Source organism: Azoarcus olearius, from assembly GCF_001682385.1.
Taxonomy (GTDB): domain Bacteria; phylum Pseudomonadota; class Gammaproteobacteria; order Burkholderiales; family Rhodocyclaceae; genus Azoarcus; species Azoarcus olearius.
In genome coordinates this window covers 1,244,311-1,260,305 of record NZ_CP016210.1, presented here as the reverse complement: position 1 = coordinate 1,260,305, position 15,995 = coordinate 1,244,311, and the positions used below count along the sequence as shown (strand labels likewise).

Below are 15,995 nucleotides of genomic sequence, written 5' to 3'. Positions count from 1 at the left end.
ACAGCCTGCTGCCCTGCCCTGCCATGCCCCGCCACTATGTCACCCGCCTGCTGGAGGCCGCCGGCCAGATCATCCTCGGCAAGGAACACGAGCTGCGCCTCGCCCTCGCCTGTCTCGTCGCGCGCGGCCACCTGCTGATCGAGGATCTCCCCGGCGTCGGCAAGACCACCCTGGCTCACGTACTGGCGCGCCTCATCGGTCTGCAGTTTCAACGCATCCAGTTCACCAGTGACCTCCTTCCGGCCGACATCGTGGGCGTGTCGATCTTCGACCGCGAAAGTCACGGCTTCCGCTTTCACCCCGGCCCCATCTTCGCGCAGTTGATCCTGGCCGACGAAATCAACCGGGCAACCCCGAAGACGCAAAGCGCGCTGCTGGAGGCGATGGAAGAGCACCAGGTTACGGCCGACGGCGAAACCCTCGCGCTGCCGGCGCCGTTCTTCGTCATTGCCACCCAGAATCCGGCCCACCAGATCGGGACCTTCCCGCTGCCAGAAGCGCAACTCGACCGCTTCCTGATGCGGATCCGCCTGGGCTATCCCGAACCCGCCGCCGAACGCGCGCTGCTGATGGGCGAGAACCGGCGCGAGCTTCTGGAACGTCAGCAGCCGGTCATCACACCACTGCAGATGGTCGAACTGCAGGAGGCCGCCCGCGCGGTGTCGGTCGCCGACCGCTTGGTGGACTATCTGCACGCGCTGCTGATCGCAACCCGCAACTCGCCCGAATTCGCCAGCGGGCTGAGCCCCCGCGCCGGGCTCGCGTTACTGGCCGCGGCGCGCGCCCACGCCTTCATCGAGGAGCGCGAGCACGTGTTGCCGGAGGACGTACAACGCGTGTTCCCCTTCGTCGCCGGCCACCGCCTGCATCTCGCCGGCGACGGCCGCCCCGCGCCGGCCGCGGCACTGGACGCACTGCTTCGCAGCGTACCGGTGCGTTGATGCCGCGCTTCACGCCCGCGCGCATTCGCGCTCGCGTCGAGCACTGGCTGTTCCGCATCGGCGCGCCGGAACAGGCGCCGATCCGTCTCGGTCAGCGCCGCATCTACGTACTGCCGACTCCAGCCGGGCTGGTGTTCGCCGCGGCACTGGTCACCATGCTGATCGCCTCGATCAACTACGGGCTGAGCCTCGGCTACATGCTGGCCTTCCTGCTCGCCAGCGCGGGCATCACCAGCATCGTGCACGCCTTCCGCAACCTCCTCCACCTCGAAATCGCACCAGCCCGCGCCACCCCGGTATTCTGCGGCGAGGCGGCGGAGTTCCGCCTGCGGATCAACAACGCGCGCGCAGAGCGGCGTCCGGCGCTGCGTCTGCGCGCGCGCGGCGCAAACACGGCCTTCGACGCGGCGGCTGCATCCGCGACGGAAATCGTGCTTGCCTGTCGCACGACACGGCGCGGGCTTCTCGAACTGGGCAGGACGGTGCTGGAAACCACGTGGCCACTGGGGCTGATCCGCGCGTGGAGCGTCTTCGTGCCCGACATCGACTGCATCGTCTATCCGGCACCGGAACACCATCCACCGCCACTACCGGCGGAGGGCGCCGGCAACGAGGGCGGCACGCGTTCTTCCATCCGTGGAGATGACGACTTCGCGGGCTTGCGCCCGACCCAGCCGAGCGACTCGCCGCGCCACATCGCATGGAAATCCCTCGCACGTGGCGGCCCCATGCTGACCAAGCAGTTTTCCGCAAGCACGGGCGGCGCCCATGTGTTCGACTGGGCGGCGCTGCCGCCGGCGCTGGAGGATGAAGCGCGCCTGTCGCGTCTCACCGCCTGGATACTCGCGGCCGACGCGGCGGGCCGACCGTTCTCGCTGCGCCTGCCCGGCGCGGAAATCGACATCGGCCGCGGCCCGGGCCACGTGCACGCGTGCTGCCGGCTACTTGCACTGCACGGTCAGGTGCGCGTCGATCATGGCTAAGCTGCTTCGCGGGCGGCGGTCGACCGTCACCCCGCCCGCTCCTCCGCCACGGCGCGACGTCGGCCTGTGGCTGGTCGTTACCGCAGCGCTTACGCTGGCACCGCACGCCGCCTACCTGCCGCCGTGGATCGCCGCCCTGTGCACCGCCTTGCTGATATGGCGTACGGCGGCCCTGCTACGCCAGCATCGATCCTTGCCCGCGGCCATCCTGCTGCTGATGGCGGTGGGCGCCGGTTTCGCCGTACGGCAGCACTTCGGCCACTTCTTCGGTCAGGAACCCGGCGTCGCCCTGCTGGCGCTGCTGCTGTGCCTGAAGCTGTTCGAACTGCGCACGCTGCGCGACGTTCGCGTCGCGGTGATGCTGTCGTTCTTCCTGCAACTCGGGCTCTTCTTCGACAACGAAACGCTGCCTGTCGCCGCGCTCGCACTCGCCGGCGCCCTTTGTGCGCTGGCGTGCCTTGTTGCTGCCGAGGACGCGCACTCGCACACGCGCGAACGCCTGCGCACTGCTGGCGTGCTGCTGGCCCAGAGCCTGCCGCTGATGGCCGTCCTCTTCCTGCTGTTTCCACGCATCCCCGCGCCGCTGTGGGGACTTCCGGCCGATGCCAACAGCGCAAGCAGCGGTCTTTCGGATGCGATGTCGCCGGGTTCGATCAGCAGCCTGGGTCTGTCGGAGGAGATCGCCTTCCGCGTGGAGTTCCTCGGCGCGGTTCCCGAGCCGCGACTGCGCTATTGGCGCGGGCCGGTGCTGACCGAGTTCGACGGCCGCACCTGGCGCCCGATTGCGCGGCCGACCCGTGATCAGCCCGGGTATCAGCTGACCGGCCCGCGCATCGACTACCGGATGACGCTGGAGCCCCATGGACAACGCTGGCTGCTCGCCCTCGACTTTCCCGGCGCCGATCTTGCGCAGGTCCGCTACACGCCCGAGTTCCAGGCGGTGCTTCGCGCCCCCTTGCGCGATCGCACCCAGTTCGCACTGACCGCCCACCCCGGCGCGCGAGTCGGCCTGCAGGACGGCGGACCGCTACTGGAAGCCGCCCTGCAACTCCCGCCAGGCAACGCCCGCAGCCGCGCCCTGGCCCGCGAACTGGCCGGCGATACGCCCAACGCCGAGCGGACCATCGCACGCACGCTGGACTATCTGCGCGGCGGACACTTCCTGTACACGCTCGAACCTCCGCTGCTGAAGCAGGACTTCATCGACGAGTTCCTGTTCGACACGCGTCAGGGCTATTGCGAGCACTTCTCCGCGGCCTTCGTGTTTCTGCTGCGCGCAGCAGGCGTTCCGGCTCGCGTCGTGGCGGGTTACCAGGGCGGCGAACTAAACCCCTTCGACGGCACCCTCATCGTGAGGCAGTCCGATGCCCACGCCTGGGCAGAGGCGTGGATTGCGGACAAGGGCTGGGTTCGCGTGGACCCGACCGCCGCGGTGGCGCCGAGCCGGATCAGCGGCGAAAGTGCAGCCCGCTCGGCCACTGGCGGTGCACTCCCGCTGATGATGCAGACACGGCTCGATTGGCTGCGCCAGTTGCGACTGCGCTGGGAAGCGGTTTCCCACGGTTGGGACCTGTGGGTTCTTGGCTACAATTCAGAGCGTCAAGCCGACCTTCTTCGACGTCTTGGTCTTTCGCAGACGGACTGGACGGTGCTTGCAGGGGTGGGGAGCCTGGCAGGACTGGCGTTTTTTGCGCTGCTGTTCATCTGGGCGCAATGGCGCAGCAACCCCGCCGACGCGCTGGACCGGGCGTGGGGCCGATTCTGTGGCAAGCTGGCGAAGGCCGGCGTGCCGCGCCACCCTTTCGAAGGTCCGCTGGATTACTGCACGCGCGCGGGCGCGGCAAGGCCGGCAGAGCGCGAGCGCATTGACCGGATTTCCCGGACCTACGCACGCCTGCGCTACGGCCGCGACTGCCCTCCGGACCAACTGCGCGCCCTGCAACACGATATCGACTCTCTCAGGATCAAATGAAGCTTCGCCCCACGCTCTTCGCGGCCTTCGTCGCCCTTGGTGCCGCCGTCGCCCACGCCGCCCCGCCTGTTCGCCCCGAGATACGCAACTTCGCAGCCGAAATGGCGCAACGTCACGGCTTCGATCAGGAGACCGTGGAGCGCACCTTGGCGGAGGCGCGGTATGAGGCACGCGTGATCAATCTGATACAGCCCCCCACCAAACCCGGCACGCGGTCCTGGCAGCGTTACCGGAGCCGGTTTCTGGACCGTACCCGGATTGCGGGTGGCCTCGCCTTCTGGGAGGAAAACAACGCCGCGCTTGAAGCCGCCTCGGCCCGCTTCGGCGTGCCGCCGGAAATCATCGTAGCCGTGATCGGTGTCGAAACCATCTACGGCCGCCAGACCGGCAACTTCCAGACCTTGTCGGCCCTGAGCACGCTCGCGTTCGACTATCCGCCCCGCGCCGATCTCTTCCGTCGCGAACTCGAGCACCTGTTCCTGCTCGCGCGCGAACAGGGCCGCCCCCCTGGCAGCTACACCGGCTCGTACGCAGGCGCCCTCGGCTATCCGCAGTTCCTGCCGAGCAGCGTCCGCGCCTATGCGGTGGATTTCGACGGTGATGGAAGGGTGGATTTCGACACCGCACCGGACGATGCGATTGGCAGCGTGGCCAACTACCTGCACGTCCACGGTTGGATTGCGCAGGCCCCGGTCGCCGAGCGCGCACGCTTCAACGGCGTGGTCGAAGCAGCACCGCTGGTGGCGGCCGGCATCGAGCCGGTCTTGAGCCCCGATACGCTGGCGAACGCGGGCATCACCACGCTGGACGGCTCGTCTGCCGCCGCCCCGGCCACGCTGGTGGATCTGGAGACGCCTGGGGAACCGACGGAGTACTGGCTGGGCTACCGCAACTTCTATGTGATCACCCGCTACAACCGCAGCAGTTTCTATGCGATGTCGGTGTTCGAACTGGCTGAAACCCTGCGCCGGGAGCGCTTGCAGCGCACCGCGCTGCAGCGCGGCTAGAACAGCACGTCGCGCGAAATGCCGCGCCGCTTGAGTATGCGGCGCAGTTGCCCCAGCGCCTCGAGCTGGATCTGGCGGACCCGTTCGCGGGTCAGTTCGAGCCGCGCGGCGAGCTCCTCGAGCGTCATCAACTCGCACTCGCCAATGCCGTAGCGGTGGCGGATCACCAGACGCTGCTTGTCATTGAGCATGTCGATCCAGGCCCGGATCAAGCCTTCGATTTCAGCGTTGTGGATCTGCGACTCGGGCGTCTCGGCATGCTCATCCGCGAGCGACTCGCCGATTGACAGCGTTGGGTCTATGTCGAGCGGTGCATCGAGCGAGGCGGTGTGTTCGCTCAACGCGAGGATGGCGCGAACCTCTTCGATCGGTTTGTCGAGCCGGCGCGCGATCTCATCGAGACTGAAGTCGCCGTTCGAAGCCGCCTCGACCACGCGTTGCGCACGCAACACCTGGTTCAACTCCTTGACCACATGGACAGGCAAGCGGATCGTGCGCGACTGGTTCATGATCGCGCGCTCGATGTTCTGGCGAATCCACCAGGTTGCGTAGGTGGAAAAACGGAATCCGCGCTCCGGGTCGAACTTCTCCAGCGCATGCATCAATCCGAGGTTGCCTTCCTCGACCAGATCAAGCAGCGGGATGCCGCGATTAAGGTAGTGCTTGGCGATGTTGACGACGAGGCGGAGGTTGCGCTCGATCATCGTCTGACGCGCATCGAAATCGCCCGCGCGCACCCGGCGCGCCAGCGCGGCCTCCTCTTCTGCCGACAGCAGCGGGTTGGCGCCGATTTCGTTCAGGTAGATCTGGGTGACGTCGCTGAGAAAGTCGTTCTCGAATACCGGTGCATGCGGCTCCGCAAACACCTCGACCTCCAGCGGGAGATCCGGTTCATGACTTTCGAGTTCGTCAGAGCTAACCGGATCTTCCATACGCCTCCTCTCAGCGTGCAGACAGGAACTTCATCGGATCCACCGGCCGCCCCTGCTTGCGAATCTCGAAATGCAGCTTGGGCCGGTCTGCATCGGTACTGCCCAACTCGGCGATCTTCTGTCCCTGTGAGACCTGATCGTCTTCTTTAACCAGCAGCTTCTGGTTGTGGGCGTAGACCGAGTTGTACTCCTGATTGTGCTTGATGATGACCAGTTTTCCGTAGCCACGCAACCCGCTGCCGGCATACACCACGCGCCCCGCGGCCGAGGCAACCACCGAGTCGCCGGGGTTGCCGGAAATGTCGATACCCTTGTTGGTGGCCTCGTTGAAACCGCTCAACACCTTGCCTTTTGCAGGCCACAGCCACTCGGCGTCGCCCGGCTCCTGCTCGGGCGCCTGCGTTGCGCGCGGCTCGCTGGCGACAGGGGCGGCGGGCTCCCCGGAGCGACGTACGCGGGCCCACAGTTCATCCGAGTAGGGCTGCTTCCCGCCCTTGGGTTCGAGCTTCAGAGCCCCCGCTGTGGCAGGTTGCGGTACGACCGGCACGGCCACCGGCGGTTCCGAGGTGATCGGGATGGGAGTCGCAACAGCGCCGCCGGGGATGGCGTTGGCATCCGGCGGCAAGACCCTGATTTCCTGCCCGACATGAATCTGGTTGGGATTGGTCAGCCCGTTCCAAACGACAAGATCTTTTACATTCTGGCCGTACTGCCGCGCGATCCCGAGCAGGGTTTCTCCCGCGCGGACAACGTGCACGCCTGCCCGGTCTGCGACTGGAGCCGCCGCCGGTGGCGGCGCCACACCATTGCCATCGCGCACCGCAACCGGAGCGCGAGACGCGCAGCCCGCCAGGAACAGCACGCCGAGCGCAAGAAAATAAGGAGCAATCCGCTTTTTGATATTCACTGAGTCGTTCATTCGGTACCTGCAAGCAACGGCACGAAGCGCACCGCCTCGTAACCGCTCTCCCTGAATACGTTGCCTTGGCGTTCGATCAGCAACAGTCGCTGTTCACCACCCCCGACCGGGATGATCAGACGACCGCCCGGGGCAAGTTGTTCCTTGAGGGCATTCGGCACACCGCCCGCCGCCGCCGCGACGATGATGCTTTCAAAGGGCGCCGCCTCCGGCAAACCCAGCGTTCCGTCCGCATGTTTGAGGCGGACGTTGGGCAGGCGCAAGGGCCGGAGATTTGCACGCGCCTTGTCCAGCAGCGGCCGAATACGCTCCACTGCGTAGACTTCGGTAGCAAGCGTGGACAGCACCGCGGCCTGGTAGCCGCACCCCGCCCCGATTTCCAGCACACGCCCGAGTTGCCGCCCGCCGCTGCGCAGCAATTCGATCATTCTCGCCACTACGTAAGGCTGGGAGATGGTTTGCTGGAATCCGATCGGAAGTGCCGTATCGTCGTAAGCGCTGTACGCCAGGCCTTCCTCGACGAACAGGTGTCGCGGCACCTGCATCATCGCCGCCAGGGCCCCCTCGTCCTGAATGCCCTGCGCGCGCAGGCGCTCCACCATTCGGGCGCGCGCCCGCCCCGCATGGGAGGCGTCCTGGCGGCCGCTCATGCCGACAACCACGTATCCACCGCGGCGATCTGACCCGTGTGGGTCAAATCGACCTGCAGCGGCGTAACCGACACGAAGCCGTTGGCCACCGCGTGAAAATCGGTGCCTTCGCCCGCGTCCGCGGCGGCGCCGGCGGCGCCCACCCAATAGACGGTTTCGCCGCGCGGCGTCTGGCTCCGGATCACCGGCTCGGCCTTGTGCCGCTTGCCCAGTCGTGTGACCCGCGTGCCCTTGGGCGCTCCACCGGCGCAATCGGGCACATTGACATTGAGCAGCACCGGGGCGGGAAGCGGCGAGCGCATCAACCGCGCCGCGACGTCGCGGGCAACCTGCGCAGCAACGGAGAAATCGGTTGCCGACCAACTCGCGAGCGACACCGCGATCGACGGAATTCCCAGCAGATACCCCTCGGTGGCAGCCGCGACGGTCCCGGAGTACAGGGTGTCATCGCCCATGTTAGCGCCATGATTGACCCCTGAAACCACCATGTCCGGGAGCTGATCGAGCATTCCCGTCACCGCCAGATGCACGCAATCGGTCGGCGTCCCGTTAACGAAGAAGAACCCGTTGGCGGCACGGCGCAGGGAAAGCGGACGATCCAGCGTCAGCGAATTACTCGCGCCGCTTCGATCGCGTTCAGGCGCAACCACGGTCACGTCACCGAGTTCACCGAGCGCCGCGGCAAGCGCAGCAATGCCGGGGGCGAAATAGCCATCGTCGTTGCTGACCAGGATACGCATACAGAATGTTCGGGAAAGCCGGTTGAGACGAAGCGCCCCGGCCGCCGGAGCGCTGAAGAGGCAAGGATGTTAGCACAGCCGCGCGGCGCCCTGCCCCGTCCGCCCGCCATCGCCACGACCCCAAGCTGTTGTTTCGGAGACAAAAAAAAACAGGACCGGCCGTGGCTGATCCTGTTTTTGACTACTGATTGGTCGGGGCGGCGGGATTCGAACTCGCGACCCCTTGCACCCCATGCAAGTGCGCTACCAGGCTGCGCTACGCCCCGACTAAGCGAACATTATAGCACCGCTTCAAGAAAACGCCAGCAATCTGATTCAGGCCCTCAGGACGGCCAACGCCTCCATCAACCCTGCCCTTACAGCACGCAGTTGCGACTGGCAGCGCTCAAGCTCGGCGGTCTCCTCCTGGTGCAGGATTTCGCCTTCGCACAACCGATTGCGCGCTCCCGAAATCGTGAACCCTTCGCTATACAACAGCTGGCGGATGCGCCGGATCAGGAGGACTTCGTGGTGCTGGTAATAACGCCGGTTGCCCCGGCGCTTGACCGGCTTCAGCTGGGTGAACTCCTGCTCCCAATATCGCAGCACGTGGGGCTTGACCGCACACAACTCGCTGACTTCACCGATGGTGAAGTAGCGCTTGGCCGGGATGGGTGGAAGCTCGGTGTCATCGACGTCAGGGCTGCTTGCTTGCATCGCTCAGCTGCTCCACGGCGGCCTTCAATTTCTGGCTGGCATGGAAAGTCACGACCCGCCGCGCGGTAATCGGGATTTCCTCCCCCGTCTTCGGATTCCGTCCAGGACGCTGCGGTTTGTCGCGCAGCTGGAAGTTGCCGAAACCGGATAGCTTGACGCTGTCGCCCCGCTCGAGCGCGGTGCGGATCTCCTCGAAGAAACCCTCGACCATGTCCTTGGCCTCGCGCTTGTTGAGCCCGACCCGCTCGAACAGCAGGTCGGCCAACTCGGCCTTCGTCAAGGTAACGTTCATTCAACTGCCCCCCGCAGTCGCGCGCCGAACACGAGCTCGGCCTGTTGCACTAGCGCAGCCACGGCGGCATCAACTTCGGCGTCTTCAAGAGTCCGATGAGTATCTTGCATCAACACCCTGAAAGCAAGGCTCTTCTTGTCCGGATCAATGCCTTTACCATGGTACAGATCGAACAGCGAAATCTCGGTTACGAGAGGCCCCGCGGCAGCTTTCAGCACCTCCAGAATCCGTGCAGCCGGCACCTCCGCCGCCACGACCAGCGCCAGGTCGCGCGTTACCGCAGGCATCCGGGAGACACCGCCGAAACTCGGCAAACGGCTTTCGAGCGCCGAATCGAGGTCGACCTCGAAAACCACCGGTGCCGAACCGACGTCGTAGCGCTGCACCCAAACCGGATGCACTTCGCCAAGCCACCCGATCCGCCGCCCGTCGAGCAGCACCGCGGCAGCCCGACCCGGGTGGAGCGCGGGGTGGGACAGCGGCTCGAAGCTCAGCAGACGAGGCGCAAACAGGGCCTCAAGATCGCCCTTCACGTCGTAGAAGTCGACCTGACGCTCGCGCTCTCCCCATTGCTCGGGCACAACGCCGCCCGCCGCCAGCGCGGCGATGCGAACCGGCTGATGAAACCCCGCGACCGGCTCGCCGTCGGCCTTGCGTTCAAAGCAGCGTCCGACTTCGAACACGCGCACGCGCTGTTGCTGGCGCTTCCGATTGGTTGCGAGGTTTGCCACCAGCCCCGGCACCAGACTCGAGCGCATCACGCTCATCTGACTGGCGATCGGGTTGGCGAGACGAATGGGATCTTCGTTGGCGCAGAAATCCCGCTCCCAAGCCTCCTCGACGAACGCGAAATTCACCACTTCCTGGTATCCCCGTGCTGCGAGCAGGTGGCGGACCGTCCAGGGCGAGCGCGCGGACTCGGAGCGCTCGAGCATCATCAACTGCCCCTGCGGAGGCACCGCCGGGATGTTGTCGTAACCGTGCAGCCGCGCCAGCTCTTCGATAAGGTCTTCTTCGATCTCCACGTCGAAGCGGAAGGACGGCGGCGTCACGAGGAGGTCGCTACCACTGGGCACCACGTTGAGATGCACCCGCTCCAGCAGCGCCTGCATCTGTGCGTCATCCAGGGTGACGCCAAGAAGGCGTCGGGCACGCTCCGGCCGCAGCCGCACGGCCGGCCGTTCGGGCAGCGCCGAAGCCACTTCCGCCACCACCGTAGGCCCTGCTTCGCCGCCGCAGATGTCGAGGATCAGGCGTGTCGCGCGCTCGATCGCCCGGGGGCCGAGGGCGAAGTCCACGCCACGCTCGAAGCGGTGGGCGGCATCCGAGGAAAACCCGTAGGAACGCGCGCGCCCGGCGATCGCCGCGGGTGCGAAGAATGCGCTTTCAAGGAAGACGTCGCGGGTGTCGAGCGTGACACCGCACTCCTCTCCACCCATGACCCCCGCCAATGCAAGAACACGATCCTCATCGGCGATGACGAGGCTGTCCGGCGTCAGGGACACGGTCTGACCATTCAGCAACAGGAGCTGCTCGCCAGGCAAAGCAAGCCGGACATGGACGCTTCCGCTGATCCGAGCGTCGTCGAAGGCATGCAGCGGCTGGCCGAGTTCGAGCATGACGTAGTTCGTGATGTCGACCAGCGCACTGATCGGGCGCAATCCACTGCGCTGCAGGCGTTGCTTCATCCAGTCCGGCGTTTGCGCGCGAGCGTCAACGCCACGCAGGACACGACCACAGTAACGGGGGCACGCGGCCGGCACGTCCAACGCGACGGCTCTCCTGGCATCCGTAACCGGCTCGACGGGCTGCACGGCAGGCAACGACAACTCGGCCGCGGTGATCGCCGCCACCTCGCGTGCAACCCCGGCCAGACTCAGGCAATCCGCGCGGTTGGGCGTCAGCTTGATGGTGAATAGCGTGTCGTCGAGCGCCAGATACGCCCGGATATCGCACCCCACGGGGGCATCGGCCGGCAGTTCAAGCAAGCCGCCGTGATCTTCGGAGATGCCCAGCTCGCGAGCCGAGCACAGCATGCCGAACGATTCGACGCCGCGGAGCTTTGCAGCCTTGATGGCGAAATCGCCAGGCAGTTGCGCGCCCACCAGGGCGCAGGGCACCTTCATGCCGGCGGCGGCGTTCGGCGCACCGCACACGATCTGCAGCAGTTCGCCGGTGCCCGCATCCACCTTGCAGACACGCAGCTTGTCCGCGTTGGGATGCTTCTCGGCCTCGATGATCGAGGCCACGACGATGCCTGAAAACGCGGGGGCTACCGGCTGCGCCTCCTCGACCTCCAGACCCGCCATGGTCAGCAGGTGGCCGAGCGCATCGCTATCGAGCGGCGGGTTGACGAAGGTGCGCAACCACTGTTCGGAGAATTGCATGTTCGATTACCTGAATTGGCTCAAGAAGCGCAGATCGCCTTCGAAGAACAGGCGCAGGTCGTTGACGCCGTAGCGCAACATCGTGAGTCGGTCCGGCCCCATGCCGAATGCGAATCCGGTGTAACGCTCGGGATCGACCCCCCCAAAGCGCAACACATTGGGATGCACCATCCCGCAGCCGGCGATCTCCAGCCAGCGCCCCTTGAGCGGACCGCTCATGAACGCGACGTCGATTTCAGCGGACGGCTCGGTGAACGGGAAGAACGACGGACGGAAGCGGACCTGCAGGTCTTCGGTCTCGAAGAACTTGCGCAAGAAGTCGGCAATGACGCCCTTCAGATCGGCGAAGCTGACTTTCTCGCCAACCCACAGGCCTTCGACCTGATGGAACATCGGCGAGTGCGTGGCGTCTGAATCGACCCGGTACACTCGGCCCGGGATGATCACCCGGATCTCCGGCATCGCGGCCGCCTCGGCATGGCGCTTGACGTGCGCAAGCATGGTGCGGATCTGCACCGGGCTGGTGTGGGTACGCAGCAGCACATCGTCACGCCCTTCAAGGTAGAAGGTGTCGTGCATGGACCGGGCGGGGTGGTTTTCCGGCGTGTTGAGCGCGGTGAAATTGTGCCAGTCGGTCTCGATTTCCGGGCCATCGGCAACAATGAAGCCGATCGAACGGAACAGCATCTCGATGCGCTCGAGCGTACGGCTCACCGGGTGCAATCCGCCCCCCTGCGCCCCCCTTCCGGGCAAGGTGACATCAAGCGCCTCTGCCGCAAGTTGGGCAAGCAGCGCCGCTTCTCGCAGGGCATTACGCCGCGCCTCCAGGGCTGCCTCGATCGCGGTCTTGGCGCGATTGATGGCGGCGCCGGCTTCGCGCTTTTCCTCGGGCGGCAACTTGCCCAACCCTTTGAGCTGCTCGGTAAGCGCACCGCTCTTGCCCAGGTAGCGCGCTTTCGCCTGTTCGAGCTGGGCGCTGTCGGACACGCCGGCAAAGTCGGCTTGTGCCTGTTGAACCAGTTGATCCAGGTTATCCATGTGCCACACGTCCGCTATTCAGAAAAAAAAAGGAGGCCAGGCCTCCTTTTTTCGGGCTGCGTCAGCTTACGCAGCAAGTTTGGCCCGGGCTTGTTCAGCGAGCGCTGCAAAAGCAGGCTTGTCGAACACGGCCAGGTCGGCCAGCACCTTGCGGTCCACTTCGACGGCAGCCTTCTTGAGGCCGTTCATGAAGGTGGAGTAGGTCAGGCCCAGTTCGCGGGCAGCAGCATTGATACGGGCGATCCACAGCGCGCGGAACTGGCGCTTGCGCTGACGACGGTCACGGTAGGCGTACTGACCGGCCTTCATCACCGCCTGTTTGGCGATGCGGTATACGTTTTTGCGACGGCCGCGGTAACCCTTGGCCTGATCGAGAACCTTCTTGTGACGTGCGCGGGCGGTTACACCACGTTTAACTCGGGGCATTGCGGTCTCCTATCAAGCGTAAGGCAGCATGGCGCGGATCAGCTTCTCGTCGCTGGCATGGACTTCGGTCATGCCGCGCAGCTGGCGCTTGCTCTTGGTGGTTTTCTTGGTAAGGATGTGGCGCTTGAACGCCTGGGACCGCTTGATCCCACCGCTGGAGCGCACCTTGAAACGCTTCTTGGCGCTGCTCTTCGTCTTCATCTTGGGCATTGCTAAGACTCCGTGTTTATGAATGCCGCCAGGTAGCGCCAGCAACAAGCGCGTTTTACACCTGACACCACTTGTAATCCGCGGCAACTTCATCGTTGCCACGGTTTTGCCCCGCAGACCGCCGGGGCAAATCCGGTTCCGCTCGAGTCAGCGGTTCTTCTTGGGCGCGATCACCATGATCATCTGACGCCCTTCCATCTTGGGCATCTGCTCGACCTGACCCAGTTCCTCCAGATCGGCCTTGATCCGCTCCAACTGGCGCAGGCCGAACTCCTGGTGCGCCATTTCCCGACCACGGAAGCGCAAGGTCACCTTGCACTTGTCGCCCTCTTCAAGGAAGCGCTTGAGGTTGCGCAGCTTGATCTGGTAGTCGTTTTCATCGGTACCGGGGCGGAGCTTGACCTCCTTCACCTGCACCTGCTTCTGCTTCAGCCTGGCTTCGTGGGCCTTCTTCTGCTCCTGATACTTGAACTTGCCGAAGTCCATGATCTTGCACACCGGCGGCTTGGCCATCGGTGCGATCTCGACGAGATCAAGCCCCGCCTCTTCGGCGGCGTTCAGAGCGGCGTTAAGGGAAACGATGCCGAGTTGTTCGCCATCTTCACCGACCAGACGCACTTCCGTTGCGTTGATCTCCCCATTGACGCGCTGCTTCTTGTTATCTTGAGCGATGGTTCAGTTCTCCACGAAAACCAAAATCAGACCGGGCCGGAGCGCGAAGCCAGTTCGCCGTTCCAGCGTTCGATCAACTTATCGAGGGACAGTTGGCCAAGATCCTGGCCACCCCGGACGCGTACCGCCACTACACCCGCAGCCTTTTCTTTTTCGCCGACCACGAGCTGGTAAGGTAGCTTGTGCACGCTATGTTCGCGGATTTTATAGTTAATCTTTTCGTTACGCAAATCAGCCTCCACCCGGAATCCGGCCTCGCGAAGCCGATTGACCACTTCCGTGGCGTAGTCCGCCTGCCCTTCGGAGATGTTCATGACCACGGCGTGAACCGGCGCCAGCCAGAGCGGCATCGCGCCCGCGTAGTGTTCGATCAGGATGCCGATGAAGCGCTCCAGCGAGCCCACGATGGCGCGGTGCAACATCACCGGGAACTTCTTGGTGTTGTCCTCGGCCACATACTCCGCCCCGAGACGTACCGGAAGGTTGAAATCGAGCTGGAGCGTGCCGCACTGCCAGACGCGGTTCAGACAGTCCTTCAGTGAAAACTCGATCTTGGGGCCGTAGAAAGCGCCCTCCCCGGGCTGCAGTTCGTATTCCAGCCCCTGCGCTTTCAGCGCCGCAGCCAGCGCCGCCTCGGCCGCATCCCACTGCTCGTCGGCGCCGACGCGCTTCTCGGGGCGAGTCGAGAGCTTGATCTGGATGTCGCGGAACCCGAAGTCCGCATAGACCTTCTGCAACAGCGCAATGAATGCCGCCGCTTCTTCCTGCACCTGTTCATCGGTGCAGAAGATGTGCGCATCGTCCTGGACGAAGTTGCGCACGCGCATGATGCCGTGCAAGGAACCGGACGGCTCGTTGCGATGACAGGAGCCGAACTCCGCCATCCGCAGCGGCAGGTCGCGATAGCTCTTCAGCCCTTGGTTGAAGATCTGGATGTGGCACGGGCAGTTCATCGGCTTCACGGCGTAGTCGTGCTTCTCGGACTGCGTGGTGAACATCAGGTCGGAATACATGCCCCAATGCCCCGACTTCTCCCACAGCGAGCGGTCTACGATCTGCGGCGTGCGAACCTCCTGGTAGCCATGACGGGAAATCGTCCCGCGCAGGTACTGCTCGACCTGCTGCCACAGCGTCCAGCCCTTCGCGTGCCAGAACACCATACCGGGGGCCTCTTCCTGGATGTGGAACAGATCCAGTTGGCGTCCCAGTTTGCGGTGATCCCGCTTCTCGGCCTCCTCCAGCATATGGAGATAGGACTCGAGGTCCTCTTTTTTCGCCCACGCGGTTCCATACACCCGCTGCAGCATCTCGTTCTTGGCGTCACCGCGCCAATACGCGCCCGCAAGCTTGGTCAACTTGAAGACCTTGAGCCTGCCGGTCGAAGGCACGTGAGGCCCGCGACACAGATCGACGAACTCACCCTGGCGATACAGCGACACGTCTTCGTTCGCGGGGATCGAGGCGATGATCTCGGCCTTGTAGTGCTCCCCGATCGACTTGAAAAACGCCACCGCCTTGTCGCGCGGCCACACCTCCCGCTCCACCGGGAGTTCGCGCTTGACGAGTTCGGCCATGCGCTTTTCGATCGCCTCGAGGTCCTCCGGCGTAAACGGGCGCTTGTACGAAAAGTCGTAGTAGAACCCGTTTTCGATCACCGGCCCGATAGTGACCTGCGCTTCCGGAAACAACTCCTTGACCGCATGCGCCAGCAGGTGCGCAGTGGAATGGCGGATGACATCCACGCCCTCCGCACTCTTGTCGGTGAGGATGGCCAGCTCGCTGTCGCGTTCGATGCAATACGACAGATCGACCGCCTTTCCATCCACCCGACCCGCCAACGCGGCCTTGGCGAGGCCGGAGCCAATGGACGCAGCGACCTCCGCGACCGTGACGGGATGATCGAAGCTGCGGACAGAACCATCTGGAAGCTTGATATTCGGCATGATCTCTGGACCCTCGAAGGAGAACAGTGCAGGCGGGACGCGCACTGCTCGCGTCGATCGCACGAAAAACGTGGACGAAAAAAAAGTGCGGTCTGACCGCACTTTTTCCTCAAGCAGACTGGCGGAAGTGACCTGATTCAGTTTCCGGATTCGGTGCGAGTTCGGAACATTTCAGATCATCTCCAGA

General features: G+C 64.6%; 16 protein-coding genes and 1 tRNA gene. 4 read left to right on the top strand and 13 right to left on the bottom strand.

The annotated features are described in order from the left end of the window. Positions 1 to 23: 23 nt before the first annotated feature. From dqs_RS05925 to mltB, 4 genes are read left to right on the top strand one after another with little or no spacing between them, the layout of a single operon-like run. Entirely contained in the window at positions 24 to 941 is a 918-nt protein-coding gene (locus dqs_RS05925) for an AAA family ATPase (RefSeq protein WP_011764828.1), read from the top strand. Then, entirely contained in the window at positions 941 to 1,924 is a 984-nt protein-coding gene (locus dqs_RS05920; RefSeq protein WP_065339927.1) for a DUF58 domain-containing protein, read from the top strand. The genes dqs_RS05925 and dqs_RS05920 overlap by 1 nt, the downstream gene beginning before the upstream one ends. Beyond that, on the top strand, positions 1,917 to 3,896 hold the full coding sequence (locus dqs_RS05915) for a transglutaminase TgpA family protein (RefSeq protein WP_084018258.1): 1,980 nt from the start codon (positions 1,917 to 1,919) through the stop codon (positions 3,894 to 3,896). Before dqs_RS05920 ends, dqs_RS05915 begins: the two co-directional genes overlap by 8 nt. After that, positions 3,893 to 4,903, top strand: a complete 1,011-nt coding sequence (gene mltB / locus dqs_RS05910) for a lytic murein transglycosylase B (protein WP_065339926.1) — start codon at positions 3,893 to 3,895, stop codon at positions 4,901 to 4,903. Before dqs_RS05915 ends, mltB begins: the two co-directional genes overlap by 4 nt. Here the strand turns inward: mltB and rpoS are convergent. The 13 genes from rpoS to thrS all read right to left on the bottom strand — a co-directional run bounded on the left by rpoS (position 4,900) and on the right by thrS (position 15,808). After that, the gene (rpoS, locus tag dqs_RS05905) at positions 4,900 to 5,835 is read right to left on the bottom strand and encodes an RNA polymerase sigma factor RpoS (protein WP_011764824.1); all 936 of its coding nucleotides are present in this window, start codon (positions 5,833 to 5,835) and stop codon (positions 4,900 to 4,902) included. The two genes, mltB and rpoS, sit on opposite strands and share 4 nt — an antisense overlap. Before the next feature lie 10 nt (positions 5,836 to 5,845). After that, a complete protein-coding gene (locus dqs_RS05900; protein ID WP_065339925.1) occupies positions 5,846 to 6,754 on the bottom strand; it encodes a peptidoglycan DD-metalloendopeptidase family protein in 909 nt (302 codons plus the stop codon). Next, entirely contained in the window at positions 6,751 to 7,404 is a 654-nt protein-coding gene (locus tag dqs_RS05895; RefSeq protein ID WP_083831910.1) for a protein-L-isoaspartate(D-aspartate) O-methyltransferase, read from the bottom strand. The genes dqs_RS05900 and dqs_RS05895 overlap by 4 nt, the downstream gene beginning before the upstream one ends. Continuing rightward, a complete protein-coding gene (surE, locus tag dqs_RS05890; protein WP_011764821.1) occupies positions 7,401 to 8,144 on the bottom strand; it encodes a 5'/3'-nucleotidase SurE in 744 nt (247 codons plus the stop codon). The genes dqs_RS05895 and surE overlap by 4 nt, the downstream gene beginning before the upstream one ends. A 189-nt stretch (positions 8,145 to 8,333) precedes the next feature. Further along, positions 8,334 to 8,410 (bottom strand) — tRNA-Pro (locus dqs_RS05885). Between the two features lie 49 nt (positions 8,411 to 8,459). Beyond that, a complete protein-coding gene (locus dqs_RS05880) occupies positions 8,460 to 8,840 on the bottom strand; it encodes a MerR family transcriptional regulator (RefSeq protein ID WP_011764820.1) in 381 nt (126 codons plus the stop codon). Then, a complete protein-coding gene (locus tag dqs_RS05875) occupies positions 8,821 to 9,132 on the bottom strand; it encodes an integration host factor subunit alpha (protein ID WP_011764819.1) in 312 nt (103 codons plus the stop codon). The genes dqs_RS05880 and dqs_RS05875 overlap by 20 nt, the downstream gene beginning before the upstream one ends. Beyond that, complete coding sequence (gene pheT / locus dqs_RS05870; RefSeq protein ID WP_065339924.1) at positions 9,129 to 11,519, bottom strand: phenylalanine--tRNA ligase subunit beta; 2,391 nt, start codon at positions 11,517 to 11,519, stop codon at positions 9,129 to 9,131. Before pheT ends, dqs_RS05875 begins: the two co-directional genes overlap by 4 nt. Before the next feature lie 6 nt (positions 11,520 to 11,525). Next, positions 11,526 to 12,557, bottom strand: a complete 1,032-nt coding sequence (pheS, locus tag dqs_RS05865; protein WP_011764817.1) for a phenylalanine--tRNA ligase subunit alpha — start codon at positions 12,555 to 12,557, stop codon at positions 11,526 to 11,528. A gap of 66 nt (positions 12,558 to 12,623) precedes the next feature. Further along, complete coding sequence (rplT, locus tag dqs_RS05860) at positions 12,624 to 12,983, bottom strand: 50S ribosomal protein L20 (protein ID WP_011764816.1); 360 nt, start codon at positions 12,981 to 12,983, stop codon at positions 12,624 to 12,626. Between the two features lie 12 nt (positions 12,984 to 12,995). Next, positions 12,996 to 13,193 carry a 50S ribosomal protein L35 gene (rpmI, locus tag dqs_RS05855; protein ID WP_011764815.1) on the bottom strand — a complete coding sequence of 66 codons (198 nt, stop codon included), beginning with the start codon at positions 13,191 to 13,193 and terminating at the stop codon, positions 12,996 to 12,998. A gap of 147 nt (positions 13,194 to 13,340) precedes the next feature. Beyond that, positions 13,341 to 13,865 carry a translation initiation factor IF-3 gene (gene infC / locus dqs_RS05850; protein WP_083831909.1) on the bottom strand — a complete coding sequence of 175 codons (525 nt, stop codon included), beginning with the start codon at positions 13,863 to 13,865 and terminating at the stop codon, positions 13,341 to 13,343. Between the two features lie 26 nt (positions 13,866 to 13,891). Continuing rightward, positions 13,892 to 15,808: a threonine--tRNA ligase gene (gene thrS / locus dqs_RS05845; RefSeq protein WP_011764813.1), complete on the bottom strand. Its 1,917-nt coding sequence runs from the start codon at positions 15,806 to 15,808 to the stop codon at positions 13,892 to 13,894. Positions 15,809 to 15,995: the final 187 nt, after the last annotated feature.

What these genes read in the sequence shown, in the direction of transcription:
- dqs_RS05925 (WP_011764828.1), top strand. Translation starts at nt 24, where the DNA reads ATGCCCCGCCACTATGTCACCCGCCTGCTGGAGGCCGCCGGCCAGATC.
- dqs_RS05920 (WP_065339927.1), top strand. Translation starts at nt 941, where the DNA reads ATGCCGCGCTTCACGCCCGCGCGCATTCGCGCTCGCGTCGAGCACTGG.
- dqs_RS05915 (WP_084018258.1), top strand. Translation starts at nt 1,917, where the DNA reads ATGGCTAAGCTGCTTCGCGGGCGGCGGTCGACCGTCACCCCGCCCGCT.
- mltB (WP_065339926.1), top strand. Translation starts at nt 3,893, where the DNA reads ATGAAGCTTCGCCCCACGCTCTTCGCGGCCTTCGTCGCCCTTGGTGCC.
- rpoS (WP_011764824.1), bottom strand. Translation starts at nt 5,835, where the DNA reads ATGGAAGATCCGGTTAGCTCTGACGAACTCGAAAGTCATGAACCGGAT.
- dqs_RS05900 (WP_065339925.1), bottom strand. Translation starts at nt 6,754, where the DNA reads ATGAACGACTCAGTGAATATCAAAAAGCGGATTGCTCCTTATTTTCTT.
- dqs_RS05895 (WP_083831910.1), bottom strand. Translation starts at nt 7,404, where the DNA reads ATGAGCGGCCGCCAGGACGCCTCCCATGCGGGGCGGGCGCGCGCCCGA.
- surE (WP_011764821.1), bottom strand. Translation starts at nt 8,144, where the DNA reads ATGCGTATCCTGGTCAGCAACGACGATGGCTATTTCGCCCCCGGCATT.
- dqs_RS05880 (WP_011764820.1), bottom strand. Translation starts at nt 8,840, where the DNA reads ATGCAAGCAAGCAGCCCTGACGTCGATGACACCGAGCTTCCACCCATC.
- dqs_RS05875 (WP_011764819.1), bottom strand. Translation starts at nt 9,132, where the DNA reads ATGAACGTTACCTTGACGAAGGCCGAGTTGGCCGACCTGCTGTTCGAG.
- pheT (WP_065339924.1), bottom strand. Translation starts at nt 11,519, where the DNA reads ATGCAATTCTCCGAACAGTGGTTGCGCACCTTCGTCAACCCGCCGCTC.
- pheS (WP_011764817.1), bottom strand. Translation starts at nt 12,557, where the DNA reads ATGGATAACCTGGATCAACTGGTTCAACAGGCACAAGCCGACTTTGCC.
- rplT (WP_011764816.1), bottom strand. Translation starts at nt 12,983, where the DNA reads ATGCCCCGAGTTAAACGTGGTGTAACCGCCCGCGCACGTCACAAGAAG.
- rpmI (WP_011764815.1), bottom strand. Translation starts at nt 13,193, where the DNA reads ATGCCCAAGATGAAGACGAAGAGCAGCGCCAAGAAGCGTTTCAAGGTG.
- thrS (WP_011764813.1), bottom strand. Translation starts at nt 15,808, where the DNA reads ATGCCGAATATCAAGCTTCCAGATGGTTCTGTCCGCAGCTTCGATCAT.